Source organism: Streptomyces thermocarboxydus, assembly GCF_024760485.1.
Taxonomy (GTDB): domain Bacteria; phylum Actinomycetota; class Actinomycetes; order Streptomycetales; family Streptomycetaceae; genus Streptomyces; species Streptomyces cellulosae.
The window spans coordinates 5,235,541-5,262,045 of record NZ_CP058273.1 but is presented as its reverse complement, the minus strand read 5'-3'; the positions used below and the strand labels follow the sequence as shown (position 1 = coordinate 5,262,045).

At 71.7% G+C, this 26,505-nt stretch carries 17 protein-coding genes and 1 pseudogene; 9 read left to right on the top strand and 9 right to left on the bottom strand.

Annotated features, from left to right (window positions below):
• Window positions 1-528: 528 nt before the first annotated feature.
• A complete protein-coding gene (locus tag AY578_RS24385; protein WP_136238642.1) occupies window positions 529-864 on the top strand; it encodes a hypothetical protein in 336 nt (111 codons plus the stop codon).
• Window positions 865-1,363: 499 nt separating this feature from the next.
• On the opposite strand, the gene AY578_RS24380 is transcribed toward AY578_RS24385, so the two are convergent.
• The 5 genes from AY578_RS24380 to AY578_RS24360 all read right to left on the bottom strand — a co-directional run bounded on the left by AY578_RS24380 (window position 1,364) and on the right by AY578_RS24360 (window position 7,743).
• The gene (locus AY578_RS24380) at window positions 1,364-5,890 is read right to left on the bottom strand and encodes a putative T7SS-secreted protein (RefSeq protein WP_258905475.1); all 4,527 of its coding nucleotides are present in this window, start codon (window positions 5,888-5,890) and stop codon (window positions 1,364-1,366) included.
• Between the two features lie 23 nt (window positions 5,891-5,913).
• Entirely contained in the window at window positions 5,914-6,411 is a 498-nt protein-coding gene (locus AY578_RS24375; RefSeq protein WP_137207680.1) for a hypothetical protein, read from the bottom strand.
• A complete protein-coding gene (locus AY578_RS24370) occupies window positions 6,408-6,929 on the bottom strand; it encodes an SseB family protein (protein WP_137207679.1) in 522 nt (173 codons plus the stop codon). Before AY578_RS24370 ends, AY578_RS24375 begins: the two co-directional genes overlap by 4 nt.
• Window positions 6,930-7,060: 131 nt before the next feature.
• Window positions 7,061-7,372, bottom strand: a complete 312-nt coding sequence (locus AY578_RS24365; RefSeq protein ID WP_258905474.1) for a WXG100 family type VII secretion target — start codon at window positions 7,370-7,372, stop codon at window positions 7,061-7,063.
• Between the two features lie 38 nt (window positions 7,373-7,410).
• Entirely contained in the window at window positions 7,411-7,743 is a 333-nt protein-coding gene (locus tag AY578_RS24360) for a WXG100 family type VII secretion target (RefSeq protein ID WP_019527760.1), read from the bottom strand.
• A gap of 338 nt (window positions 7,744-8,081) precedes the next feature.
• Here AY578_RS24360 and AY578_RS24355 point away from each other — a divergent pair, with 338 nt between their 5' ends.
• The gene (locus AY578_RS24355) at window positions 8,082-8,393 is read left to right on the top strand and encodes a DUF397 domain-containing protein (RefSeq protein WP_019527759.1); all 312 of its coding nucleotides are present in this window, start codon (window positions 8,082-8,084) and stop codon (window positions 8,391-8,393) included.
• 28 nt (window positions 8,394-8,421) lie between these two features.
• Here AY578_RS24355 and mycP read toward each other — a convergent pair whose 3' ends face one another.
• Complete coding sequence (mycP, locus tag AY578_RS24350) at window positions 8,422-9,672, bottom strand: type VII secretion-associated serine protease mycosin (RefSeq protein WP_258905473.1); 1,251 nt, start codon at window positions 9,670-9,672, stop codon at window positions 8,422-8,424.
• Window positions 9,673-9,752: 80 nt separating this feature from the next.
• The gene (gene eccB / locus AY578_RS24345; protein ID WP_019527757.1) at window positions 9,753-11,276 is read right to left on the bottom strand and encodes a type VII secretion protein EccB; all 1,524 of its coding nucleotides are present in this window, start codon (window positions 11,274-11,276) and stop codon (window positions 9,753-9,755) included.
• Between the two features lie 338 nt (window positions 11,277-11,614).
• Here eccB and eccE point away from each other — a divergent pair, with 338 nt between their 5' ends.
• The 7 genes and pseudogenes from eccE (at window position 11,615) to AY578_RS24310 (ending at window position 21,626) form a co-directional block, all read left to right on the top strand.
• Window positions 11,615-12,787: a type VII secretion protein EccE gene (gene eccE, locus AY578_RS24340; RefSeq protein ID WP_370879076.1), complete on the top strand. Its 1,173-nt coding sequence runs from the start codon at window positions 11,615-11,617 to the stop codon at window positions 12,785-12,787.
• Entirely contained in the window at window positions 12,784-13,608 is an 825-nt protein-coding gene (locus AY578_RS24335; protein WP_136238637.1) for a hypothetical protein, read from the top strand. The genes eccE and AY578_RS24335 overlap by 4 nt, the downstream gene beginning before the upstream one ends.
• 259 nt (window positions 13,609-13,867) lie before the next feature.
• Window positions 13,868-17,430: pseudogene (locus AY578_RS24330) on the top strand (SCO5717 family growth-regulating ATPase).
• A 272-nt stretch (window positions 17,431-17,702) separates the two neighbouring features.
• Complete coding sequence (locus tag AY578_RS24325) at window positions 17,703-18,659, top strand: ABC transporter substrate-binding protein (protein ID WP_258905471.1); 957 nt, start codon at window positions 17,703-17,705, stop codon at window positions 18,657-18,659.
• Window positions 18,656-19,591 (top strand): ABC transporter permease, encoded by a 936-nt coding sequence (locus tag AY578_RS24320; RefSeq protein ID WP_161108769.1) that lies wholly within the window; start codon window positions 18,656-18,658, stop codon window positions 19,589-19,591. Before AY578_RS24325 ends, AY578_RS24320 begins: the two co-directional genes overlap by 4 nt.
• Entirely contained in the window at window positions 19,588-20,637 is a 1,050-nt protein-coding gene (locus AY578_RS24315; protein WP_161108768.1) for an ABC transporter ATP-binding protein, read from the top strand. The genes AY578_RS24320 and AY578_RS24315 overlap by 4 nt, the downstream gene beginning before the upstream one ends.
• The gene (locus tag AY578_RS24310) at window positions 20,634-21,626 is read left to right on the top strand and encodes an ABC transporter ATP-binding protein (RefSeq protein ID WP_161108767.1); all 993 of its coding nucleotides are present in this window, start codon (window positions 20,634-20,636) and stop codon (window positions 21,624-21,626) included. The genes AY578_RS24315 and AY578_RS24310 overlap by 4 nt, the downstream gene beginning before the upstream one ends.
• Before the next feature lie 16 nt (window positions 21,627-21,642).
• On the opposite strand, the gene AY578_RS24305 is transcribed toward AY578_RS24310, so the two are convergent.
• Window positions 21,643-22,653, bottom strand: coding sequence for a bifunctional riboflavin kinase/FAD synthetase (locus tag AY578_RS24305; protein ID WP_028961796.1), 1,011 nt, complete (start codon window positions 22,651-22,653; stop codon window positions 21,643-21,645).
• Window positions 22,654-22,794: 141 nt separating this feature from the next.
• A complete protein-coding gene (locus AY578_RS24300; protein ID WP_258905470.1) occupies window positions 22,795-26,208 on the bottom strand; it encodes a trypsin-like peptidase domain-containing protein in 3,414 nt (1,137 codons plus the stop codon).
• Window positions 26,209-26,505: the final 297 nt, after the last annotated feature.

Sequence of the window (26,505 nt, the reverse complement as noted above, 5' to 3'; positions counted from 1 at the left end):
TATACATCGGTGCGGGTTGCCTCCTTCTCACAGGAGGATTTACCGGTTACCGCTTCCTCTTCACCAACGGGCTGGAGAAACTTCCGCATGAAGTATGCTCTGGCGCAGTGGACAGGGAGACCGCTGTACGGGCTCTCCCACCTTCCCGGAGCGCGGAAGAAGGTGACAGGAGCGGCAGTCCCGGCCAACACTTCTTCTTCTCGTGCTACATCTACTCCGGCGATGAATCTACTCTCTCCGGCGAATCCCAGGCTTCTGATTCCTCCGTTGCCACTTGGATAAATTTCTACAAGGGGAAGCGTGGGGGCGACAAGCTGGTGCGGATCAGGAAGGGACCAGTGCAGGCTCTGTCCCTGCCGGGCGGTTTGGTAAGCGTATACGTTCCGTGCACTCCCCCAAGGACCGATCCCGGTGAGGCAGTCCAGTCCTACTCTCTAATCACCGAAGCAAGGACGATCGGGGAGACTCGCGCAAAAGGGGAGGAACTGCGTCAAGCAGTTACCGATTTCGCATACGCTATCACTAAGCATGCATATCGAGTCGGCGAGTGCCAAGAACGTATTTCGTTGCCGGCGAACCTCTCGGATGTTGAATCTCAAGCGGGAAGCGAATGATCGCTTCGCCGAGGTCGCGTCCAGCGCCCTGCGCACGCTGGTGGGCAAGGACAAGCCCAACTTCTCCGGTACCGAGTACGACTCCCTGAAGCAGGCAGGCAGGGCTCATCCTGGACAACTCACGTTTGGGGCAGATCGACAAGGGCTTCGAGAAGGACTCGGAGGAGTACAACAAGGAAGTCGCGCGAACAACAGTTCCCCTGAATTCGTCTCGGAAGCGCCCCGCCCCGTTTCCGGACTCCATGCGTGAACTAGACACGACGAGCACGGCAAGCGCCGTTTCCGGGCCTCAACTGTCCATAACCGCGGTAGCGGGTCTGATGGTGACGTCCTGCGGTGCGGGCGAAAAGCAGGCTCGACAGCGTCTGCATGTGCTGCGGCGTCGGCGCGGGGGGCGGAACGCCACTGCGCCACGACTGCTGACGGTTGCGGTAGGTAGGGCTGCGTCTGGGCGCTCGTGTCAAAGCGTCCGGGAAACGACGATCACACCTCGCTCCAAAACACTCACGCCTTCGCCGGAGAAATCAACTTTCGCATTGTGAGGCGGATCAACAAAATCCACCGTTTCGCCGTAGCGGATGATACGCGTGAGCGTAATAGAGATATTTTCACCAAAGGAGTCTGGCGCAGAGCTTGCGGTGAATCGATGTCCCGTGCGAGCGACCCCACCTACACAGCGAACGACACAAGTGGCGTGAGTAGGCCCTCGATCTTCTACGGAGTAGATCTGCAACTTCCCGCACGCATTGTCATTTTCCATATTTGTACGCCTCCGACAGGAATTGTGCGATTTGCTCCGACGTGAGCTTCGGGATGTCCCACTCCAAGGCGTCGCTCATGCCCTCGTACGTCCTTACTTGCGGTACATGGATCCCCATTCCTTTAAGGATGTCATGTGCAACGTCCGACGGCAGATGAATACTTGCTCGCCGAGCCAACTCTGACGCCGGCAGGCCTACCGCGACCTCGGCTTCGGCTCGGATGTAGCCTGACTCCAGGGGTACACCGTCCAGTGCGCTCCGGGGGATCACTTGCACCACGGCTTCTCCGTACTGCTCGGAATGCCTGGCGAAGGCCGTGGCAACACCTGGGTCGGTGGAAGTTGGGGTGTATCCAGACTCTTGAGTGCCACTGCTGGCGTCGAAGCCTCGGGTGGTGCCGCGGAAGAGGTGCTCTTCGTTGGGGCACCCGTCGGGTGCCAGACCCAGTGAGTCGCTCCATGTGAACGGGTTAGCCACGTAAGCGCTGACGTTGAAGGCCGGCGCCAGACCGAGTGGGTCCGCCGTGAAGTACCGCGCTGTTTCCGGATCGTAGTGGCGGAAGTAGTTGTAGTGGAGGCCTGTTTCCGGGTCGTGGTACTGGCCGGGGAAGCGGAGGGGGGTGTAGGCCGTGCTGGAGGTCGGCCAGGTGGTGGTGCCCCAGAGGGTGCTGCGGGTGCGCCAGGCTATGTCGCCCTGCTCGTCGACGAGTTCGGTAGGGGTGCCGACCAGGTCCGTGACGATGGCGAAGAAACGGGAGTCGATCTCGTGCTGGGGGGCGTCCGCGGCGGTGATGCGTTCCGACTGGGTGATCGGGTGCAGGCCCCGGTGGTTCCAGGTCAGCGTGACCGGGTTGGGGAGGGACGCTGATCTCGTCGTCTGTTCGCAGAGGGTGGTGCCGTCCCAGGCGAAGAGGATCTCTTCCGTGACCGTTTCCCCGTCCGCTGCAAGGCGGCGTTTGGCCGTTCTGCGTCCCAGGGGGTCGTAGGAGTAGCTCCAGCGGGTGCCGTCCGGGGTGATGACCGAGGTCAGGCGGTCCTCCGCGTCCCAGGCGTAATGCCACGTGTCCGGCTTGCGGGACAGACGTGACTTCTGGCGGAGGGTGGTGCGGCCCAGGGCGTCGTGTTCGTATCGGACGCGTCCGGCTCGGGTGATGCGGGTGCCCGTGTAATCGCGGGAGCCGGTCGCCTCGCCGCCCGGATGGGACGTCGGCCAAGACGCGGACGTCTGGTTGCCGGCTTCGTCGTAGGCGTAGCGCTCCGTCCAGTTCGCCGCCTGCACCGCCGTCACACGGCCCGTCGGGTCCAGTTCGAAGCGGCGCGAGCCGGCCAACTGGTCCTCGATGGCGGTCAGGTTGCCATCGGCACGGTAGGAATAGGCGCGGTGCTGCACGGGGCGGCCGGCCGGGCCAGTCACCGACTGTGTGGTCAGGCGCCCCAGGGCGTCGTACGCCTGGTCCAGAGTGAGCACTTCACCTATGCGGCGCGTCACTTCCCGTCCCGCCGGGTCGTACGCGAAGTCGATGGTGCGTCCCGAGGCCGTCATGCCGACGCTGCGGCCCGTCGTGTCGTAGGTCCATGTGGTGGTCACGCCCGAAGGGGTCGTGCGAGCCATGCGGCGGCCGAAGTCGTCATAGGTGTAGGTGAGAACGCGGCCATCGACCGTCTCGGAGAGGACGCGACCGTGGATGTCCCGGTCAATCGTCACCGTCGTGCCGTCGGGCCCGACGGCTTCGATCAGCTGGCCGGTCGGGTCGTACGCGTAAGTGGTGACACCGTCGGGTGTGCGCTTGACTGTCGCCCGGCCCAGCGCGTCGCGCTCGTAGGAGAGTGTCTGTCCCAGCACGTCTCTACGGGAGGCCAGGCGACCTGCTCCGTCGTAGGTGTAGGTGAGGGTGCGGCCGTCGAAGTCGGTCTCCGTGACCAGGCGGCCCGCGGGATCGTAGGTGTAGTTCCAGGTCAGCCCCTGAGGATTGGTGACCCGGGTGAGGTTCAGCTCCGTGTCGTGCTCGAATTCGTAGCGCACGCCGTCGGGACCCGTGCGCGCCGTCAGCAGATCGAAGTGCGTGTATGCGAAGTGCGTGGTGCCGCCGAGTCGGTCGGTGTGGGTCGTGCAGTTGCCCTCGCCGTCGTAGGTCCAGGACTCGGTGCCGCCATCGGCCGTGGTGCGACGGGCCAGGCGGCCTTCCACCGTCCACTCGAGGCGCGTCACCGCGCCCGTGGGCTCCGTGATCGCGACAGGCCGGCCGAAGGGGTCACGGTCGTAGGACGTCGTCGCGCCGAGCGGGTCCACGACACGTACGGGCAGTCCCGCGTCGTCGCAGTGGACCGTCGTCGTGTTGCCCAGAGGGTCGACGACGCCCGTCAGGCGGCCCTGCTCGTCGCGGGTGAAGCGGGTGGTGTGGCCCGTCGGCGCCGTGGTGGACGACCTGTTGCCGCGGAGGTCGTACGCCTGGTGGGTGGTGGTGCCGTTGGAGTGCCGGACCGTCGTGGGGAGGTGAAGGTCGTTGTAGTCGGCCTGCGACTCGCTGCCGTCGGGGTGGGTGACCGAGGTGAGGTTGCCGGCCTCGTCGTAGGTGTAGCGCGTGGTGTGCCCCAGCGGGTCCGTTCGGGTCAGCAGGCGGTTGTAGCGGTCCCGCTCGAAGCGGGTCACCGCACCCACCGGGTCGGCCTCTGCCACGACCTGGCACAGGTCGTTGACGAAGTACCGGTAGACGTGTCCGGTGCCCGTCGTGGCGGTGGTGGTGCGCAGGCCCGTCTCGGGGTCCCGGTCGGAGTACGCGATGCGCAGGCTCATGTGGCCTTCGGTGCCGCCCTCGGCGATGCAGCGGTCGCGGTCGTCGTACTCGTAGGTGTAGCCGCGGTCGTTGGTGTCGGTCCAGGAGGTGATGCGTCCCGCTTCGTCGTAGGTGAAGCGCAGGGGCACGCCCGAGGAGTTCACCACCTCGGTGAGGTCGCCCGCCGGGGAGTAGCCGTAGCGGATCAGCTCCTGGTCGCCCCCGTCGGGAGCGGCACCAGCCAGGTGGAGGGCGGTGATCCTGTGGTCCTCCGTGCTGACACGGATCCGGTAGCCACCACTGTGCGTAACGGTTGTGGGGGTGCCGTCGGCGTCGTGTTCGAGCGTGATCCGGTTGCCGTTGCGGTCGTCTATCTGTTCCAGAAGCGCGTGGGCGTCGGTGTGCCGGGCGAAGTGCCAGGTGCGGCCCGCAGCGGGGTCGATGATCGTGTAGCCATCGGACTCGGAGCGCAGTTCCCAGCGTGGTCCTTCCGTGGGAAGGCTCGTACCACCCTCCCCCGGATGTGGGTACGCAAGGATCAGACCGTCCTCGTGGACGAAGACGATGCGCTCGGGCTCGATTTCGAGCCGCTGGTCCACGGTCGACGACCATGAGGGGCCGAACCAGCGGCCGGCACGGTAGCCGGACTCGGCGCGCCGCTTGAACAGGAGGGGCAGCGTCGCGGGAAGGGCCACGTCGGTCTGCGGCATGTACATCTTGCCGGTGGCCAGATCCACCGGGTCGGTGGGGTTGTGCTGCGTGGCGTGGCCGTCGCTGTGGGTGCCGGGGTCGCTGCCGTCCACGTGGGAGCCGGCCGTGCCCAGGCCCGTCGGACTGCCGAGGGCGTTACGGCCGTCCATGTGGCGCGCCAGGCTGCCCGCGCCCTTGAAGGCCGCTCCCCCGGCGAGGCTGGGCGCCATGTACCCGAGCATGCGGGCCGGGTCCTTCTGGAACTCGTCCCAGGTGTTGGAGGCGCCCTGGTAGACGTCCTTCGAGAAGCCGATCGGGTCCCTGACCGCGTTGACGCCGCCGTCTATGACCATCGCCGCGTCGTGCAGGTAGGCCTTCGGCTCGGTCAGCAGCCGGCCCGGGTTGACCGCCAGGCCGAACTCGACGAGGTCGTTCCAGCCATCCTTCGCACCTCCGGTGGCGCGCTGCCAGCCGCTCGGCCGTTTCGGGGCCTTCTCGGCGGCTTTGTCGAGGCTCCGCCTGGCGGTGGTCGCTGCCTGCGCGACGTCCTCCTGCGCACCGTTGATCATCTCGACGAGCTCGGCCATCGCCGTTCTGCCGGGGTCCGTCTCGGGAGGCCGGGTCGGAAGGCTCGTCTCCCCGGCCTTGACCGCCGTGTTGTAGTCGTCCACGGCCTTGGCGTACTGACGCGAGAGGTCGCGGGCGAGCGGGGCCTCGTGGTCGAGGATCCGCTGGGTCAGTCGCTGGGCCCCGTCGAGCACCTCGCGGTAGGCGAGCACGGCGACGCCCGCCTCGACGAAGGCGTTCATCGCTTCGTCGAGGTCCTTGGGCAGTTTCTTGACCGTCTTGCGGAACTCCTCCGCGGCCTCGCCCTGCCAGGGATCGGTGTTGAGCTTGCGCAGTTGTTCCGCGCCCTCGCCGAAGTGGGCCGCCGCACCGCCGAGCTTCTTGACCAGCCGGTCGAGTTCGGCGGGCTTTCCCGGAACCCAGTCCTGGACGGTGTCGTCGGGGCCGATCCATATGCGGCGGAAGAGGAACCGTTTCTCCGACATGCTGGGTGTTCCTGCTCCTGCCTCTATCGCGGGGCCTGATCGGGGCCGGTTCCGCCGTCACGGTCGACCGGTTCCAGGCGGCCGCGGATCTCGGTGCGCTTCTCCGCGATGCCGTGCCCCTCGAAAAATTCGGTGACCGGATGGTCGTCCTCGAACTGCTGCTGCCGCTCGAGCATCATGGCCTTGTACCGGGTCTTGGTCTCGGTGACCAGGAAGTCGTTGATGGTGGCGCTCAGCGCGGCGACGATCACGTCCGCGTCGTCCGCGATGCAGCCGAGGCCGTGGCACCACTTGTCGAGGAAGTCGTTGACCGCGCCCGTCACTTCGTTCGCCCCGGTCTTGTCCTCACCGGCCAGCGAAGCCAGATCGAAGGCCGCCTCGGCGCGTTCCTTGGAGATCTTCCGCGCGGCGGCCGTGGACTCTTCGAGGGGGTGCGCGATCGACTGGAGGAACTGGACCTCCCACTTGAACTCGCCTCCGTCCGCGCCCAGCGGGATGAGCCATCCTTGGGCGTCACTCATGCCGCGCTCCCACGGGAGCGGTACGAGATGTGCAGGACCGGCTCGATCCTCGTGGCGGCCGAGGTGAGGCGTACCGCATGCTCGGCGGCCGGGTCCAGCCACACGTCGAGCCCCGGCGGCAGCAGGCCGAGAACGTCGGCGCCTGTCGTCGAGAACCAGGCTCCTCCGCCCGTGAACAGCGCGAACTGATCCAGCGATGTGAACACCGGAACCAACCGCGTCGGTTGCTCCGTGGCATCGGTGGCGTCGGAGACGACGGCCAGGTCGAGGATGCGGGAGCCCCGAGGGGCGGGTTGGTCCTCGCCCGGGACCTCCGACGCGGTGACGGTCAGGAAACCGGGAGCGTCCGGTCGTTCGCAGTAGACGCGGGCCCGCAGGAACGTCTCGAAGACGTCATGAGGTGACGCCTCCCCGTTCCTTGCGCGTCGCACGACCTCGACCAGGCGCGTCTCGTCGTCCGGCTCACCCGGGTGTTCCGGCGCAGCCGTGGTGTCCGTGCTTCCCCCGTTCGCACACATGCGCCCAAAGATCACACATGCGCTTCACGGCGCGCAACGCGCCTTTGCGACACGGCTCGTGGTGTTTCCCACATGCCAAGAGGCGGCCCGGGGCGGGCCACCTCTTGTCCGTTCAGGTCGGTGACGGGGGGTCAGCCCATCAGCATGCGGAAGCGGGCCGCGTTGCCGTGGTCCGTGTCCTTGTAGCCGATGACCGAGTCGTCCAGCAGCTTGGCGATGCGGTTCAGCTTCTGGCACATCTGGTCCATCTCCGAGCTGCTGCTGCGCTGGATCTCACCGTAGGCGGTCTTCGCCTCGCCCTCCCAGGTCTCGGCCACGGCCTTGACCTTGCGCATGAGGACCTCGAGCTGGTCGGACAGCTCCTTGGCCGTCTTGCGCACGTCCTGGGCGGCCTGGGTGACGGTGTCGAAGTTGACTGCGGTGCGGTCGCAATTGACGCTCACTGTGCGTTTCTCCTGGGTAGCGGGCGGCGTTGCTGCGGTCAGGCGAGGTCGGTGATGCGGCTGGTGACCTGGTACGAGTTGTCCACCTGCCGGATCTCCGTGACACGCTGCTGCTCGTGCTCGCTGAAGCCCTTGACGCTCATCCGCATGACGTCCTCGAGGTCGACGAGGTCGTCCTGGATCTTCTTCAGGTGCTGGTTGACGCCGCGCTGGACGGAGTCGAACTCCTTGCCCGCGGCACCCTGCCAGCCCGCCTGGATCATGTCGACGACAGCGTTGAGGGACGTCACCCTGCTGCTCACGTCCGTATGGAAGTCGCGGATCTTGTTCGCGAGTTCGGTCAGGTCCGAGTCGCTGTAGTTGACGCTCATGGTCGCTTGCCCTCCTTCGATGCACCGGCGGCCGGGACCACCGTGACGGGCCGCCGTGGATGGGTATCCAGGCTGTCCTGGCGGGCAAGAACCGCTGCACCCCGCGCGACGCGTGGTCGCAGCGCCGCGCCGCCCCCGTTCCGTACCACACTCGTGGCACCGAAGCCACTTTAGTCACTTGACGTGGGGGTTCCAACTGCAAAGCGAGGACAGGCCAGTTCGTGGCGGGTACCGTCCGCCAGAAGCGTGTGATCCGGTCAACCGGGGGTCTCGCGAAGCGACCCCCAGTACGGTGACCGATGGATCGTTGGTACGTCACGAAAGGACACCGTTCCGCCATGGCAGAGCTGCCGGACCAGGGGCGCGAGACGCCCGAGGAGATCAAGGCGCGCAAGGAGCGCGAGCGGGACGAGCTGTACGCGCTGGACATCTCCGGCGTCGAGTGGCACAGCGCCCCGGGCACGGAGACGCATGAGGAGCGGGTGGAGATCGCGTACCTGCCCGGCGGCGCCGTGGCCATGCGGTCGTCACTCGACCCCGGCACGGTGCTGCGGTACACCGAGGCGGAGTGGCGCGCCTTCGTCCTGGGCGCGCGCGACGGTGAGTTCGACCTGGAGACGTCTCCGGAGGGTGCGGCAGCCGCCGACTGACCTCCTGCAAGGGCCGGCGGCGGGCACGTCAGGTTCCTCGTGCTTGCCGGCGGCGGCGCAGGTCGCGCAGCACGACAGCCGTGCCGGTGACGACCGCGACCAGGACGGCGGTGATTCCCAGCGCGTAGGTGGCGTGGCGTTCGTCGCGTTCCGCCGGTGTCTCGGCCAGGGAGAACGGGGCCACGTCGGGGGCCTTGGCCTGAGGCACACCCGGGTCGGGGGTGGGGGACGACGGGGGGTCGGCGATGTCGGACTCCTGGACGGCGCGGACGGGGTCGATCACTCCCCAGCCGACGAAGTCGTCATGGCCGTTGACCGAACGCTCCGCCGTCTGCTCGATCTGCGTCACGATCTGGGCCGTGGTCCAGCCGGGGTGCTTCTCCTTCAGCAGAGCCGCCACCCCCGCGGCGAAGGGTGCCGAGAAGCTGGTGCCGCTGTCCGTGCACTGGCCGCCGCCGGGCACCGTGGAGACGATGTCGACCCCGGGGGCGGCCACCCCCACGAAGCTTCCCGTCTGGGAGAAGGCCGCGCGCTCGTTGTTCCGGTCGGAGGAGGCGACGGCCAGCACGCCGTCGAAGGCCGCGGGGTAGGTGTTCTTCTGCTTGCCGTCGAGGCCGTCGTTGCCCGCGGAGGCGACCACGACGACCTTCTGCTCGATTGCCTTGCGGACGGCCTCGGCCAGGGCCGAGGTGTTGGACAGCGGCTTGGTGGTGTCCTGGGAGATGTTGATGACATCGGCGCCGCGGGCGACGGCATGGTCGATGGCCCGGGCCATGCTGTCGGAGTCGCCGCTGCTGTCGGCGTCGTTCTGGCGGATGGGGATGATGGTGGCGTTGGGCGCCAGACCGACGAATCCGGTACCTTCCCGAGGCCGGGCGGCGATGATGCCCGCGACCTTGGTTCCGTGCCCTACCTGGTCGTCGGTGGGGTCGCCGTCCTTCCCTCCGGCAAGCAGATCCAGCCCGGCCGCCTTGTCGACGGCCCCGGCGAGTTGCGGGTTCTTGTCGTCGACGCCCGTGTCGATGACGGCCACCCGCACGCCCTTGCCCTTGTCGGTGCCCTGCCACAGCTCGTCGAGCAGGACGCGCTGCAGCGCCCACGGGCGGGCCCTGAACTGCCGCTCGCTGGGATAGGTGCACTCACCGCTGCCCGTGAGCCGCACCGGCGCCTGCGGGCGTGCAAGACCGGCCTGGTCGGGCGCGGCCCCGGTTCCGGGCGGGCTGACACCAAGAGCGGTCAGGGCTACGGCGGCCAGCAGAGCGGCCTTCGTCGGCGACACCGGTTCGGTCCTCTTCTCGTCCGTCGTCCATGGTCCGTTCGCGCGAGGTGGACATGCGTCGTCCACCCTTGGCCGTCGGATCACGAACCCTGCGGCTGCCGGGCGCTGTTGGTGTCGAGGCGCGGCCCCTTCGCCAGGAACTCCGACCAGGCCAGCGGAATCTTCGCCGGCCGTACGTTCTGGTAGCCGAGCTTGACTTGTGCCTCGCTGGGCTCGGGGCTGCCGTCCGGCCCGCCTTCCGGATCGGCCCCGATGTCCGAGGTGTCGCTGTCGCTGTCCCCGTTCGCCTGGACGGCGTACCGCAGTCCGGTGTCCGTCACCAGGAAGAGGGATCCGGCGTCGGACGCCGTGCCCTGGATCTGGGTGTAGAGCTGCCCCGTTCCCGGTGTGACATACGTGCTCGTGCCGTCGGCCGTGATCTCCACCGGGAAGTCCCTGCCCGCCCAGGTGCTGAGGACCGTCGAGTTGTCCTTGCCCACGTCCCGGAGCACGCTGCACACGGTGTCCCGTCCTCCGTCGGAGGAGTTGACCTGGCGGACGCGCAGGTCCGGCCAGTCACCGGACTGGCCCTCGAAGGGCTCGGGGTCGGGGGTGAAGTCCTGCAGGCCCACGGTGCGGGCCTCGCCGTTCATGTTCAGTTCGGCCGTCTGCGGCGAGGAGATCAGCAGCCACGCGGTGAACTCGGTGACCGGCTGCACCTTGCCCGGCAGGACGACGTAGTGCTGGGTTCCTTCGCCGGTCTCCGTCCTGAGGACCATACCGACCCTGTTCTCGTCCTCCGACAGTTGTCCCGGCACGTCCGCCGGGCCGCCGACGCCGGAAGGGAGTTCCGGGAAGCGGAGCGGGTCGCCCTCGTGCAGGGTGGCGAGCCACTCGTCGGTGACGAGCTGGGGCTTGCGCGAGCCGACGAGCGCGATGGTCAGCGGGTCGGACTTCTCGCCGGTCACGGCGTACGCGGTTCCGCGGGCGTCGACGAGGTAGCGCTCACCGGCGCGGGTCCTCACGTAGAGGACGTCCCCGCCGGACAGCCGGCCGGCGTCGTCGGTCCTCTTCCGGTCCGCGTCGGCCAGCACGAACGTGGCCTCCTGGACCGTTCCCTTCCCGTCCTTGCCGCCGGGCTGTGCGCAGACGGCCCAGCGCTTGGCCTCGCCTGCCTCTTCGGCCGAGGGCAGGCGGTCGGGCGCGTAGGGGATGCCGAGGATCGGCCCGCGCGGCAGCTTGCCGGAGTCGAGGACCTCATCGCTGACCTGGACGACCCGGTAGCCCGCGTCCTTCATCAGCAGGCGTGCGGAGGCCAGGTTGAGGACCGGGTGCAGGCGGGTGACGCCGTCCGTCTTGAGGACGACGTAACGGGTCGTCGACTGCTTGCCCACGATCACCCGGGTACCGGGCTCGTCCCAGCCCGTGGGCGCCGTGGGCTTGAACATCCCCCACGCTCCGAAGACGCCCAGCACCAGCACGCCGACGACCAGACTGGGGACGACGGCCCGCAGCGGCCGGGGCGCCCCTTCCTCCGATCCGGACGGCGAGGGCTGCAGAAAAGCGGCCAGCATGCGCCGCTTCGCAAAGGTGTAGGCGTTGAGTTCGTCCCGCCGTGATGCCATCAGTGCCTGCCGCTCCCCCATTTACCGCCCCGGGTGCGAATCCCCGGCCGTCCGCTGTCGGACGGGCCCCCTACTATGCCTGGTGATCGTCGGAGTGCGGCGAACGGGTAGGGTACGCGAGCTCATTCTGAGCCGCTGACGGTGTTGTTGCTCAGGCTGTTGTGAGCAGAGCGGGGGATGGAGTGAGGGCTTCGAGGACGCGGGCGCGCGGCCCGGCGGGGGCGACGCGAACGCCGGCGATCGGGCCGGAGGGGGCCGCCGGGCCGTCGGCCGACGACCGGCAGGCGCGGGGTTCGCTCCAACTCAGAGTGCGTACGGGGCACGGCGGTTCGTTCCGCTTGCAACGACTCGTGCTGTTGGAGATCGCCGCCGCCCTCCTGCTCGTCGGGTGGGTGATCGGCCCTGCGGCGCTGGTACCGGGCGCGGTCGTCGCCGTGGGGTTGGCGGTCCTCGCCCTGGTCCGCCGTCGTGGGCGCTCCCTGCCCGAATGGCTCGCCACCGCACGGGCGTTGCGGGCGCGGCAGAAGCGGGCCGCAGCCCTCGAACTGCCGCCTGGGGCCGAGCCGGGACTGACGCCGGTGCTCGAGTGCGATCCGGCCCTGCGCACCTCCTCCTACGGCGTACGTGACCGCCGCCCCGTCGGGATCGTCGGGGACGGGACCTTCGTCACCGCTGTGGTGCAGGTGGAGGCCGACGCCACGGCGTTGCGGGCCGAGCGGAGCCGGCGGCCGTTGCCGTTGGCGCTGGTGCGGGACGCTCTCGAAGTGGACGGTATCCGGTTGGAGTCGGCGCAGGTGGTGCTGCACACCCAGCCCGCGCCCGCGTTGCATCTGCCGCCGCAGTCGGTCGCCGTCACCAATTACGCGCCGCTGCAGGCGCAGACCGGCGCTCCCGCGGTGCGCATCACTTGGATCGCGCTGAAGCTGGACCCCGAACTGTGCCCGGAGGCCGTGGCCGCCCGGGGTGGCGGGCTGCTCGGCGCGCGGAAGTGCGTCGTGCGCGTCGCCGACCACCTGGCCAGCCGGCTGACCGGCGCCGGGTTCCGTGCGACCGTGCTCGACGAGGAGGAGCTGATCTCCGCCGTCGCCACCTCCGCCTGCGCCAATCCGCTGGTGACCGCCGAGGCGGGGCGGGCCGACCGGCGGGAGCGGCGTACCGAGGAGTCCAGCCGCAGCTGGCGTTGCGACAACCGGCGCCACACCACCTACTGGATCCGCAAGTGGCCCACTTTGGGCGGCACTCAGGGCACGTCCCTCCACCAGTTCGTCGCCCGGGTCACCGGCGTACACGCGCTCGCCACCACGATCAGCCTTACCCTCTCCCCCGGCGACCGGCGCGAGATGTCGCTCACCGGCCACCTCCGGGTGACCGGACGCAGCGCCGAGGAACTGACCGGGGCACGGCGCGCGTTGGAGGCCGCCGCCCGGGACGCTGGTGCTGCGCTGACCCGGCTCGACCGGGAGCAACTGCCCGGCGTGCTCGCCACTTTGCCGCTCGGAGGCGCACGGTGACGGCCATGACGACACAGAGCCCGCAGGGGCCCGGTGACTACGGCGTGCCGCCGCGTACGGCCGCGGTGGCGGGCGACGGGCAGGCCGTCCCGGACGCCGATGGGCGGCGGGCTCGTGGCTCGTTGCGTTTCGGCTTCGGGCTGTTCGGGCCTCGCCATGGCCGGCACACCCTGTCCGCGGACGACCTGGACGGCCTCGCGCTGCCCATCGGGGACGACGGTGTCGTCATCGGGGTGGACGCCCAAGGGCAGCCCGCCGTCCTCGGGTTGAACCGGCCCACGCCGTACGACGTCGTGCTCATCGGCGGTCTGTGGACCGCCCAGGTGCTCGCGCTGCGGGCCGCTGCGACCGGCGCGCGGGTGGCCGTGGAGACCGGCCGGCCCCAGGCCTGGACGCAGATGATGCACGCCATGGGCGGCGGCCAGAACGGGCTTTCGGTGTACGGCGTGGGGCGCGTGCCCCCGCAGGGCGCCTCGGCCGGCACCCCGGTGCTGGTGGTGCGGGACTGCGGAATGCGGCCTCCGCGGGGGCGCGTGGTGTCCGGACCCTGGCAGTCGGTGCTGACGCTGCTGCCCTACCTCAGCCCTGTCGCCCCCCGGCTGGTGCGGCAGGCCCGGCTTGTGGGCGTTCAGCGGATATCTCCGGACGAGGCCGCCGAACTGGGGCGCACCATGGGCTTGCCCCGTGCCGACATCGACGCCCTGCCGACCCTCGTCGACGGTGTCACCCTGTGGTGCTCCGACCGCGACCGGCAGTACGTGACGACGCAGCCGACCGACGCGGAAGTGGGACTGCTCGGTACGCCTCGGCGGATGGACTGACGTCCCGGCGGTCAGGGCGTCGCCTTGGGGACGGGGGCGGCGCGTGATCAGCGCCTTTTCCGTCGGGGGGAGTTCGTTGCGGTCGGCGGGCTTTCGTCCGGGTTCCCGGAGGACGGGCCTCCCGGGGTGGCTGTCGTGGTGATTAGGCTGGTACCGGTGTGACGCCAGAACCTGTCGTACGGGTACGGGCGTCCTGACGGGGAGGGCAGATGGTCGCCCCCAGCACGGCACAAGGGTGCTCGACCAACCAGGAGGAACTGTGAGCAGCGATCGGGACGGTACGCACGGGAGCTGGGCGACCCCCGGCGATGACCAGCCCGACGCGGAGTCCGCCGTCGAGACGACGGGCGAGTTCACCATCGACTACGCGCCGCCGGCCTGGTACACGCAGAACGCCTCGGAGGCGTCTACTTCGGCTTCGGCCTCCGGTTCCTCCGCTTCCACCCCTGGTTCTGACTCCGAGTCCGGTTCCAGCGACTCGTCCGGTTCGTCTGCGGGTTCCGGTGGTTCGGGGGCTTCGGGGAGTTCTTCGTCCTTGTCCGCCGGGGCCATTCCGCCTCTGCCGGGCCTGACTCCGCCTCCGCACGCCGTGGGGGCCTCCGGGCCGTCCGCCCTTCCGACGCCTCCCGCGCCGGCTCCCGGCGCGCCCTTCAGCCCGCCCGCGCCCGCGCCTGCTCCGGGCGCCCCGTTCACGCCTCCCGCGCCCGCGCCCGCGCCCGGTGCGCCGTTCACGCCTCCCCCGCCGCCCTCCGGCGGGCCTGTCGCCGTGCCCCGGCTGCCTGTCGGCAGTGGGTTCGAGCCGCAGCAGCCGGAATCGGACGCGGAGGAGGAGAAGCCTGCGACGGCTCCCTCCGACGCTTCTGTGTCTCCTGCCGCCGTGCCCGTCATGCCCGTCGGGCAGGGGCCGTCGCAGCACATCGAGCCCTCCGACGGCACCGACTCGGGCGACATCGAGAGCGGCGCCACCATTCGTTTCTCCGCCGCCGCCCTGAAGCGGGAGTTCGCCGAGCGCGATGCCGCCGCCGAGGCGGAGAAGGCCGAGGCTGAGAAGGTCCAGGACGAGGACGCGGACGCGGAGGAGGTCGCCTCCGGGGAGGAGGTCGCCTCCGGGGAGGAGGACGGGGCCCTCTCCGACTCCGACTCCCACTCCGACAGCACCGACGTCGACACCGACACCGACACCGACTCCGACAGCTCCGACGCTTCGGTTGATCCCGTCGTCGCCAAGGACGACGCTTCCGAGGACTCCTCCGAGTCCGGTGAAAGCGACGACGAGTCTGACGCTCTCGATGTCGACTCCTTCGGGCCCGACGACGTCGAGAGCGCCGCTGCCGACGACGCGGACGATGAGGACGACGTTCCGGCAGTCTCCCAGGATGACGAGGCCGAGGACGCGCCCCAGGACGCCGTGCCGTCCGATGACGAGCCCGAGGACTCCGTTGCCGTCGGCGCGGGCGAGCAGGACGACGAGCCCGAGGATGCCGTTCCGGCGTCGGTCGACGCCCCTCCGGCGCCTCCGGCCGCGCCCGCCTTCCCGAGCGCCCCTCCGGCGGGCGGCGACTGGTCCGTGCAGCCCCCGCAGCCGCAGGCGCCGGAGGCCGCCGCGCCCGCTCCGCAGCCGCCGTTCCAGCCGCAGGCGCCCCAGCCGGCGCTGCCTGGAACCCCGCCGGTTCCCCGGCGCAGCCGGCTGCCGCGGCACAGCAGCCGCCCCAGGCTCCGACCCCGCCCGCGCCCCCCGCCGGGTACGGCTTCCCGCCCGCCGGGCCCACGCAGCCGCCCACCCAGCAGCCCGGCTACGGGTTCCCCCAGCCCACCGCCGAGCCTGCGACGCCCGCCGCACAGCAGCCGCCCCAGGCTCCGACCCCGCCCGCGCCCCCCGCCGGGTACGGCTTCCCGCCCGCCGGGCCCACGCAGCCGCCCACCCAGCAGCCCGGCTACGGGTTCCCCCAGCCCACCGCCGAGCCTGCGACGCCCGCCGCACAGCAGCCGCCCCAGGCTCCGACCCCGCCCGCACCTCCCGCCGGGTACGGCTTCCCGCCCGCCGGGCCCACCCAGCCGCAGCACCAGCCCGAGGCGCAGCCCGGATACGGGTTCCCGCAGCCTCCCGCTCAGCCGCAGCCGACGCCCCAGCCGGGTGCGCCCGCCAACCCGGCCGCCGGTTACGGCTTCCCCCAGCCCGGCCCCGCCGCCGGTGCTCCGGGTGCGCCCACTCCCCCGGCCCAGCCCAGCGGTTACGGCTTCCCCCAGCAGCCCGCCCCGCCCGCACAGCCGCAGCCCCAGCCCCAGCCCCAGCCCCAGCCGCAACAGCCTCAGCAGGCCCACCAGCCCCAGCCCGGCATCCCGCCCCAGGCCCAGCCCCCGCAAGCGCCCCAGGCACCCCAGCCCCCGCAGCCCCCCGTCGACCCGCGGACCGGTACCGCCTGGCCGCAGCCCGTACAGCACGACCAGCGGCAGCCGGTCAACCCCGGTGCTGCGCCCCTCGGTTACACCGCCGCTGTCGAGCTGTCGTCGGACCGCCTGCTCAACAGCAAGAAGCAGAAGGCGAAGAGCAGCCGTCCCGCGGCCGGCGGGTCGCGGTTCAAGCTGGGCGGGAAGAAGGAGGAGGCCGAGCGGCAGCGGAAGCTGGACCTGATCCGCACGCCGGTGCTGTCCTGCTACCGCATCGCCGTCATCAGCCTCAAGGGCGGCGTCGGCAAGACGACCACCACCACCGCGCTCGGCGCCACGCTCGCCAGCGAGCGGCAGGACAAGATCCTGGCGATCGACGCCAACCCGGACGCCGGTACGCTCGGCCGCCGGGTGCGGCGCGAGACCGGGGCCACCATCCGTGACCTCGTCCAGGCGATCCCGTACCTCAACTCCTACATGGACATCCGGCGGTTCACCTCGCAGGCGCCCTCCGGTCTGGAGATCATCGCCAACGACGTCGACCCGGCCGTGTCCACGACGTTCAACGACGAGGACTACCGGCGCGCGATCGACGTGCTCGGCAAGCAGTACCCGGTCATCCTCACCGACTCCGGTACCGGTCTGCTGTACTCCGCCATGCGCGGAGTGCTGGACCTCGCCGACCAGCTGATCATCATCTCCACGCCGTCCGTCGACGGTGCGAGCAGTGCCAGCACCACCCTGGACTGGCTCTCCGCGCACGGGTACGCGGACCTCGTGTCCCGCTCCCTCACCGTCATCTCCGGTGTGCGCGAGACCGGCAAGATGATCAAGGTCGACGACATCGTGTCCCACTTCGCGACCCGCTGCCGGGGCGTCATCGTCGTGCCGTTCGACGAGCACCTGGCCGCCGGCGCCGAGGTCGACCTCGACATGATGCGGCCCAAGGTGCGCGAGGCGTACTTCAACCTCGCGGCGATGGTCGCCGAGGACTTCGTCCGGCACCAGCAGTCGCACGGACTGTGGACGTCCGACGGCAACCCGCCTCCGGTCGCCGCCCCGCCCATGCCGGGCCAGCCGGTCCCGGGCCAGCCCTACCCCGGTCAGCCGGTTCCCGGTCAGCCCATGCCGGGACAGCCCGCCCCCGGGCCGTACGTGCCGGGTCAGGCCGTCCCCGGCCAGCCGGGCGCCTACCCGCAGCAGCAGCCCCAGCCGCCGCAGGACCCCCAGCAGGCGCCCGAGGCCCCCCAGAACCCGCAGGCGCCCCACCCGGGCCAGCCCTACGCCCAGCCGGGACAGCCAGGACAGCCGCAGCAGCCGCAGCCGCCGCAGCCGCCGCAGCCGCCGGGATACCCCACCCAGCCCCCGGCCCAGCCCGGCCAACAGCCCCAGCCCGGCCAGCAGCCCTACCCCCCGTACCCCGGCCGGCAGTAGGCGCAGCAGCCCGACCCACCCCACCCGCCCGTAACCGAAAGCGGCCCCTCCCACCGAGGGGCCGCTTTCCCGTATCCGCGCCGCCAGCCGCCCACCAGCACCGCGTCACCGGTCTCGACCAATGGGCGCAAACTCTGCGTCAACTCAGCGTTTCCGCAGGCCACATGGGGTGCTCGCGCCGTTGACGGTCGCACGGACCGCTGATAGACGCACCCTCACTCATCTGATCAACCCGTCCCACCCGTGCGATCGACGACACGAGGTCTGCGCCCATGGACACGAACGATCAGTACGGCGGCCGCCACCGCACCCCTGCCCACGCCCCACTCGGCACCCCTGCCCACGCCCCTCTCGGCCGCACCCCCCGCCAGGTCCGGCTCGTCGCGGCGGCCGGCGCCGCGGCGCTCGCGCTCAGTGCCGGGCTCGCCACGCCCCTCAGCCCCGCCCCGTCGCAGGCCCACGCCGCCGACGACGACGGCAAGGTGCTGACGGTCGCGGTGGCGCAGAGCGTCGACTCGCTCAGCCCGTTCCTCGCGGTGCGGCTGCTCAACACCAGCATCCACCGGCTCACCTACGAGTACCTCACCAACTACGACCCCGAGGACAACCACGTCGTCCCGGGTCTGGCCACCACGTGGGAGTCCTCCCCGGACAAGCTGACCTGGACGTACACGATCCGCTCCGACTCCACGTGGTCGGACGGCGAGCAGGCCACCGCCGAGGACGCCGCGTGGACGTTCAACACGATGATGACCGACCCGGGCGCGGCCACCGCCAACGGCAGTTTCGTCTCCAACTTCGAGAAGGTGACGGCCCCGAGCCCCACTCAGCTGGTCATCAAGCTGAAGAAGCCGCAGGCCACGATGACGGCGCTGGACGTGCCGATCGTGCCGAAGCATGTGTGGGAGAAGGGCAGCGACTATCTCACCACCGCCCGCGCCAAGGGGCTGCGCGACGACCTCGTACGGCGGCGCCACGCGGTGCCGAACGCGCTGCTGCCGACCGTGACGCTGATTTTCATCAACCTGGGCCGCACGGTGGCCGGGGTGATCCTGGTGGAGACGGTGTTCTCCTGGCCGGGCCTCGGCGGGCTGTTCTACCAGGCGCTCAGCGTGCCCGATCTGCCGCTGGTGCAGGGGCTGTTCTTCGTGTTCGCCGCCGCGGTGATCGTGATGAACACCCTGGCCGATCTGATCTATCCGCTGCTCGACCCCCGGGTGGGCCGATGACTTCCGAGAACGGAACGATCAAGGAGCAGACGGCGCTCGCGGTCCCGTCGCGTTCCCTCGCGTGGCGGCGCCGACGGGACTCGGCCGCGCGTTTCTGGCGGCAGTACCGCGCCCACCGGGCCGGGTTGTTCGGCCTCGCCGCCCTGCTGCTGTTCGCGCTGCCGGCGCTCACCGCCCCGCTGCTGGTCGGCGACGACGTGGACAGCGTGACCGACGCGCCCGGCGGACCGCTGGAGGGGCCGAGCGCCGAATTCCCCTTCGGTACCGATCAGTTCGGGCGGAACCTGCTCGGCCTGGTGATCTGGGGCGCACGCGTCTCGCTGCTGGTCGGACTGCTCGCGGCCGTCCTGTCGGTGGCGATCGGCACCCTGATCGGGGTGACGGCGGGGCACTTCAAGGGCTGGTACGCGACGGTGATGATGCGGATCACCGACTGGTTCCTCGTGATGCCGACGCTGGTGCTGGCCATCGCGCTGGCCACGGTGATGCCGCGGTCGCTGCTCACCATCGTGGTGGCGATCGGGGTGACCACCTGGCCGACCACCGCCCGGCTCGTACGCGCGCAGACCCTGGCCGTGGAGACCCGGCCGTACATCGAGCGGGCGCGGGCGCTGGGTGGCGGGCACCGGCACATCATGTCCCGGCACGTTCTGCCGAACGTGATGCCGCTGGTGCTCGCCCAGACGACCCTGATCATCTCCACGGCGATCCTCGCCGAGGCCACGCTCGCCTTCCTCGGACTCGGCGACCCGACGGTCGTGTCCTGGGGCGCGCTGCTGCAGGACGCGCGGGAGGCGGGCGCGGTGAGCTCCGGGCACTGGTGGTACCTGGTGCCACCGGGTGTCGCCATCGCGGTGGTGGCGCTGGCGTTCACGCTGTGCGGGCGGGCCGTGGAGCAGGTCCTCAACCCGAGGCTGGGGGTGTCCCGGTGAGCCTGCTCGAGGTGAGGGGCCTGACGGTGACGTACGCGGGCGGCGCGGCGGCCGTGCGCGGGGTGGACCTGCGGCTGGAGGCAGGCCAGAAGCTCGGGATCGCGGGCGAGTCGGGGTGCGGGAAGTCCACGCTCGCGCTGGCGCTGCTGCGGCTGCTCCCGGCGGGCGCCCGCGTCGGCGGGGAGATCCTGCTGGACGGGGAGGACGTGCTGGCCATGAAGTGGGGCCGGGTCCGGGCGGTGCGCTGGGCCGGCGCCTCGATCGTCTTCCAGGGCGCCATGCACTCCCTCAACCCCGTGCACCGTATCGGTGACCAGATCGCCGAGCCGGTATTGCTGCACGGCCGCGCGACGGCGGCCGGGGCCCGGAGGCGGGCCGGGGAGCTGCTGGAGCAGGTGGGTCTGCCGGCGGCGCGTGCGTCGGCGTACCCGCACGAGCTGTCCGGCGGTCAGCGGCAGCGGGTGATGATCGCGATGGCGCTCGCCTGCGACCCCCGCCTGATCGTCGCGGACGAGCCGACCACCGCGCTGGACGTGATGATCCAGGCGCAGATCCTGCGCCTCATCGAGCAGTTGGTCGCCGACCAGGACGTGGGGCTGATGATGATCAGCCACGACCTGGCAGTGCTCGCCGACACCTGCGACCGGCTCGCGGTGATGTACGCGGGACGGGTCGTCGAGGAAGGTCCCGCCGCCCAGGTCCACGAGGACGCCCGGCACCCGTACGCGCGGGCCCTGTCGGACGCCTTCCCCCGCATCGGCGACCCGTCCTCACGCTTCGCGCCCCGCGGCCTGCCCGGCGACCCGCCCGATCCGTCGGCGCTGCCGTCCGGCTGCACGTTCCATCCGCGCTGCCCGGTGGCGCTGGACTCCTGCACGACCGAGGACCAGCCCCTGCGCGAGGCGGGCACGGCCTGGCGGGCGGCCTGCGTACGGATCGGGCGGGACGGACCCGACGACGCCGGTCCCGCCCGGCCGCGCGAAGGCGTCCCATCGCCCGGTGAGACCACCGGTCCCGGCAAGGAAGCGAGGCCCCGCACCCCATGACCCCCTCCAGCCCCACGACGACCGCACTGCTCCGCGCGCACCGCGTGCACGTCACCTTCCCCGGGCGGCGCGGCGCGCCCGACGCCCGGGCCGTGGACGGGGTCGACCTCGACATCCGGCGCGGCGAGATCGTCGCCCTGGTCGGTGAGTCGGGGTGCGGCAAGACCACGCTGGCCCGCACCCTGCTGGGACTCGTCGCCCCGACCGAGGGCGGCGTCACCTTCGACGGGCGGCCCCTGGAGTACTCCGGCCGCTCCCTGAAGGCGTACCGCAAGCGGGTGCAGCTGGTGCTGCAGGACCCGAGCGGCTCGCTCAACCCGCGGCACACCGTGTACGACGCGGTCGCCGAGGGGCTGCGCATCCACGGTCACCGCGGTGACGAACAGGCGGCGGTGGCCGGGGCGTTGTCCCGGGCCGGGCTGCGGCCGCCGGAGCGCTTCTTCCTGCGCCATCCGCACGAGCTGTCCGGCGGTCAGCGTCAGCGGGTGGTGATCGCGGGCGCGCTGGTGCTGGAGCCCGAACTCCTCGTCGCCGACGAGCCGGTGGCGTCCCTCGACGCGTCCGTACGCGGCGAGATCCTGGCCCTGCTGCTGCGTCTGCGCGACGACCTGGGCCTGTCCGCGCTGGTCGTCACGCACGACCTGGGGCTGGCCTGGAACATCGCCGACCGGGTGGCGGTGATGTATCTGGGCCGGATCGTCGAGACCGGCCCGGTGGAGCAGGTGCTGACCGCTCCCCGGCACCCCTACACACAGGCGCTGCTGTCGGTGCTCCCCGAGGCGCCCGGCGACCCCGTGGTGCTCACCGGTGAGCCGCCGGACCCGTCCCGCGTCCCGTCCGGCTGCCGTTTCCAGGCGCGCTGTCAGATCCTGGCGGGCGGGGAGGCTGAACGGGCCGGGGTGGCCGAGGCGTGCCGGACGCGGGACCCGGGGGTTCTGACCGGCGACGACACCGCTCAGGTCGCGTGCCACTGGGCGGCGGCACGCTGATCCGTCGGCAGGGACCTCAGGCGTCCTTGTGCTGCTCGGCGGACTGCTGACCGGCCTGCTCGGCGGCCTTCTGGGCGTTCTGCTCGGCGGCCGCGACGAGCTCCTTGCACCGCTCGACGTCCCGCCCCATCTGCTCCAGCAGATCGTCCAGCGTGTCGAACTTGGCCTGCCCGCGCACGAACGCCAGGAAGTCCACGGCGACGTGCAGCCCGTACAGGTCGAGGCCGACGCGGTCGATGGCGTACGCCTCGACGGTCCGCTCGGTGCCGTCGAACTGCGGGTTGGTGCCCACGGAGATCGCCGCCGGCATCGCCTCGCCCTGCGCGTGCAGCCAGCCCGCGTAGACCCCGTCGGCGGGGATCGCGGTGTGCGGGAGCGTCTCGACGTTGGCGGTGGGGAAGCCGAGGTCGCGGCCGCGCTGGGCGCCGCGGACGACGACGCCCTCCACACGGTGCGGGCGGCCCAGGATCTCGGCGGCGCCCTCGACGTCGCCTTCGGCGACCAGGCGGCGGGTGAGGGTGGAGGAGAACGGCTCGCCGCCGCCCGCGTCACCGGACACGTACAGATCGACGACCTCGACCTCGAAGTCGTACACCTTGCCCTGCTCGGCGAGGAACTGCACCGTGCCCGCGGCCTTGTGGCCGAAGCGGAAGTTGGGGCCCTCGACGACGGCCTTGGCGTGCAGCTTGTCGACCAGCACCTTGACCACGAACTCGGCCGGCGACAGCTTCGAGAACTCGGTGGTGAAGGGCAGCACCAGCACCGCGTCGACGCCCAGCTCCGCCATGAGCTCCGCGCGCCGGTGGTGCGGGGCGAGCAGCGGCGGGTGGCTGCCGGGACGGACCACCTCGCTGGGGTGCGGGTCGAAGGTGACGACGACCGCGGGGACGCCGAGCGCGCGGGCGCGGTCGACGGCGTGCCGGATGATCAGCTGGTGACCGCGGTGCACTCCGTCGTAGGAGCCGATGGTGACGACGCTGCGCCCCCAGTCGTGGGGGATGTCCTCCAAGCCACGCCAGCGCTGCACTGTGACTGCTCCTTGTCGAAACCTTGTCGGACGAACCCGAGTCCGTGGACTTCTCTGCGCAGCTCTAAGAGTGCCATGCCGGGTGGCCCCGGCTCGCATCGGCATGGGGGCTGTGTGACGACGTGCACGCGCCGGGTGGCGTCAGACGGGGACGGCGGCGCCCGTCAGCTCGTCGATCACCTCCCGGGTGACGGGTCCGACGAGCGGTCCCCACACGTGCGGGGCGTCGGTGAGCCAGCCGGCCACGGCCGCCGCGAGGCCGGGCACGTGGCGGGCCAGGTCGGCGAGGGTGCGGTCGAGGCGGACGGCGCCCTCGGCGGTGCGGACGAGCAGCAGTGCCGTGCGGTGGACGAGCACCCGCAGTTCGGGACCGGTGGTGCGGGCGGCGGCGCGCAGCACCGCGTCCAGCACGCCGGGGTCGGTCTCCCTCTCGAGCAGCGTGTCGAGCAGGCCGCGGCGCAGGGGGCGCGAGGCGGAGGTGCCGGGTGCCGCGAGGACGCCGGAGAGGGCCTCCCGCAGGGGGCGGGGGCCGCCGTCGAGCAGCTCGGTCAGGAGGAGGCGCAGCACGGCGCGGGCGGCGGGGCCGAGCTCGATGCGGCGGTCGGCGTACCCGGCGACGCGGCCGGTCAGCTCGGGCCGCCGGGCGGCCGCCTCCCGGACGAGGGCGGCGACCGGGCGGGCCAGGGCGGGCGTGGTGGCGTCGGCGAGGGCGCGGAAGGTGTCCTCCGGGTCCGTGCCCTGGGTGAGCCGGGTACGGAACGCTTCGAGGACGGGTTCGGTGTGGGTGGTGAGGGCGTCGGTGAGCGCGCTCGCCGGGAAGTGCGGGTCGCCGGCCGCGAACCGTTCGAGGGCGCGGGCGAGGTGGCGTCCCCTGCTGTCCGGGTCACGGACGAGGAGGGCGAGGGCGCCGCCGTGCAGGGCGCGGTCGGCGGTGCGCACCAGGACGGCGAGGGCGGCGTACCGCAGCAGGGTGCGGTCGCCGAGGTCGCGGGCGTACGGCGCGACCCGCAGGCCATGGGTGACGGCTGCGGCACGGCGGGCTGGGCGGGGGTCCTCCGCCCAGCGGTCGACGGCCCGGCACAGGACGCCCGGCTCCTCCTCGGCGAGCACGGCGAGGAGTTCGTCGGCGCGCCGGTGCGGGCTGTCGACAAGCGCCTCGGTCAGCGCGTCGGGCGCGGCGCGGCGGTGGGTGTGCAGCAGGGCCTGCGCGGCGGTCGCGACGGTGGCGTGCGGGGTGGCCGGCAGCGGCCGCTCGTCGTCGAACCAGCGGACGAGGTACGGCAGGACGGTCGCGGGGTCGGCGGTGAGCAGTCCGGCGGCGGCGTCGAGGAAGCGGGGACCGCTCTCGCACGGAGGTCCGTCGGCCAGGACCAGGCGGCGCAGCAGGGCGCAGCGCGCCTCCACGGGCAGCCGCAGCCGCGTCCAGAACGCGGGACCCAGCTCGGGCGGGACGGTCCGCCGCTGCTCGCGCCAGGCCACGACACGGTCGGCGAGCAGCCGCAGCACGTCCGTGTACGGGCCGGCGTCGGGCACGCGGATGAGGACGCCGGTGAGCAGGCGGGACGCCCACCAGGAGCCGGGGTCGGCGTCCAGGGCGTGCGTGAGGTCCGCGAGACGGGAGGCGAGCCGGGCGGGGCCGTGCCGGCGGGCGAGGCACAGCAGCGCCTCGGCGACGGGGCCGATGCGGTGGCGGGGCACGGGCGCGGTGTCGGCGGCGGGGGTGTGCACGAGGGTGTGCAGGGCGCCGTCGAGGTCGAGGTGGGCGCCCTGCAGCCAGTCGGCGAGCTCCTCGTGCCCGAACCGGTAGCCGTCCCCGGCCGGGACGAGCAGCCCTTCGGCGAGGACGGCGTCCGCCCAGCCGGGCCCCGTGGCGTCGGTGCTGTCCACCGCGGACCCGGGTCCGGACACGGGGAACAGCTCCTCGAACGACGCCCGGTCCAGCGCCCCGTCCTCCGTCCCGAGGCAGCGGCGGGCCGCCTCGTGCGCCTTCCCGGCGGCCCGGACGGCCAGACGGCGTACGGCGGTGCCGCGGGCGCCGAGTCCCCCGGCGAGGCGCTGGGCGATCCGCAGGCACGTCAGGTCCAGGTGGGCGGCGAGGACGTCGTCGCGGTCGACGGGGCCGTCGGGCGCTGTGGCGGCTACGTCGGAGCGGACGTCGGCGAGCAGGCGCAGGGTCAGCGGGTGGGCCGCGTCGGCGTCGGTGACGGCGCCCTCGGGGATGCCGTAGCGGGCGCGGGCGTCGCGGGCCTCGTCGGCGGTGAGGTCGCCGAGGACCACACAGGGCGGGAGGTTTTCGGGGCACGCGCTTCCGTGGTGCAGCAGGGCGGGCGGGTGGCCGGCCTCCTCCCAGTGCTCGGGGGTGCAGGACACCACCAGGCGGGTGCCCGTCGCGCGCAGCCGGCGCACGGTCTCCTCGGTCCACGCGGCGAGCCGCCGGTACAGGCCGGGCGCCATCTGCTCGGGGTCGTCGAGGAGGAGCAGCAGGGGGCGTCCGGCCGCCTGGGCGAGCGCGGCGAGACGCTCGGGCTCGAGGTCGCCGGGGTCCTGCGGCGGGAACGGCAGCGAGGCGGTCACGTCGGCGGCGGCCCGGGCCAGGGCGCGGCGGGCGGCGTCGGCGAGGGAGGTGTCGTCCTCGCACAGGTCGGTCCCGCGCAGCCACAGCGTGGGGAGGCCGGCGTGGTGGCGGCGGGCGGCGAGGGCGGCGAGTTCGGTACTGCGGCCACTGCCGGGCGGGCCGACAAGGCCCAGGACGGTCGCGTCGCCGCGCTCGAAGGCGTACAACTCGGCGCGGACAGCGGTCCGTTCGACCGGCTCCACGATCGGCCGCGGGGCGCGCCTTGCCGCCGAGGCGGCGGTGAGCCCGACGACACCGGCGAGGTTGAGATCGGTCCCGTACGCGGGGACCGTGGCCGCGTTCTCCATGAGCAGCGCGGCGAGGGCGGGAACCGTGGGGCGCAGGGGGACGGCGAAGCCGACGTCGGAGGCGGCGGTGCGCAGCGCGGTGCCGAGGACGCCGACGACGGTGCCGGTCACGGGGTCGAGCACGGGGCCGCCGGCCGCTCCGCCGCCGAGCCGCAGCGCGTCCCGGCCGGCCGTGCCGACGGCGAGTTCGAGGGCGCCGGGGACGTGGTGGGTGCGGTCGGTGGCGGTGTAGGTGACGGTGGTCGTCCCGAGCACCCGTGCCTCGCGCCAGCGGCCGGCGGGGATGCGCACGTACGCGCCGGTCGGCACGGTGTCCCGTGAGGTGACGGGGAGGGGGGCCACACCGAGGTCGCCTGCGCGTACGAGGGCCAGGCCGAGGGCGGGAAGCGGGGTGACGGCGTCGGCGGTCACGATGCTGTGGCGGCCCTCCGCGCCGTGCAGGAGGAGGCGGGGGAGGCCGTCGACGACCTCGTGGCCGGTGATCACGGTGCCGTGGAGGTCGGCCACGAAGCCGGTGCCCCGGGGGCGGCCGGCCAGGTCGTGGAGCGCGACCAGCCCGGGGTCCGCCGGCGGGTCCCCGGCGGGCCGGAACCGCTCGAGGGCGTACCTCGGGGCGTCGAGCGACGGCATCATGGAGCCTCCTGCCGTGCTGTACCTGGTGCCTTGCCCGTGACCTTAGGGCCCCGGTGATCAGCAGCGCAGTGCGGCAGGGGAACGCGCCCCCTTCCACTCCCCCGGTTCACTCCGAGCGCCCGCACGTGAGGGTGAACAGGGAGGGGGTGATGGATAGACCCTAGGGGTGGGGGAACCGAGGGGGGCCGTGGAGCGGCGCAGAGCCGACCCCGTGCCGCGCCGCTCCACGGACGGCCTCCGTCGGTTCTGTGACACGGGGGGTGCTGCGGGCCCGCCGCCCAGGATTCGCCCCCGCGC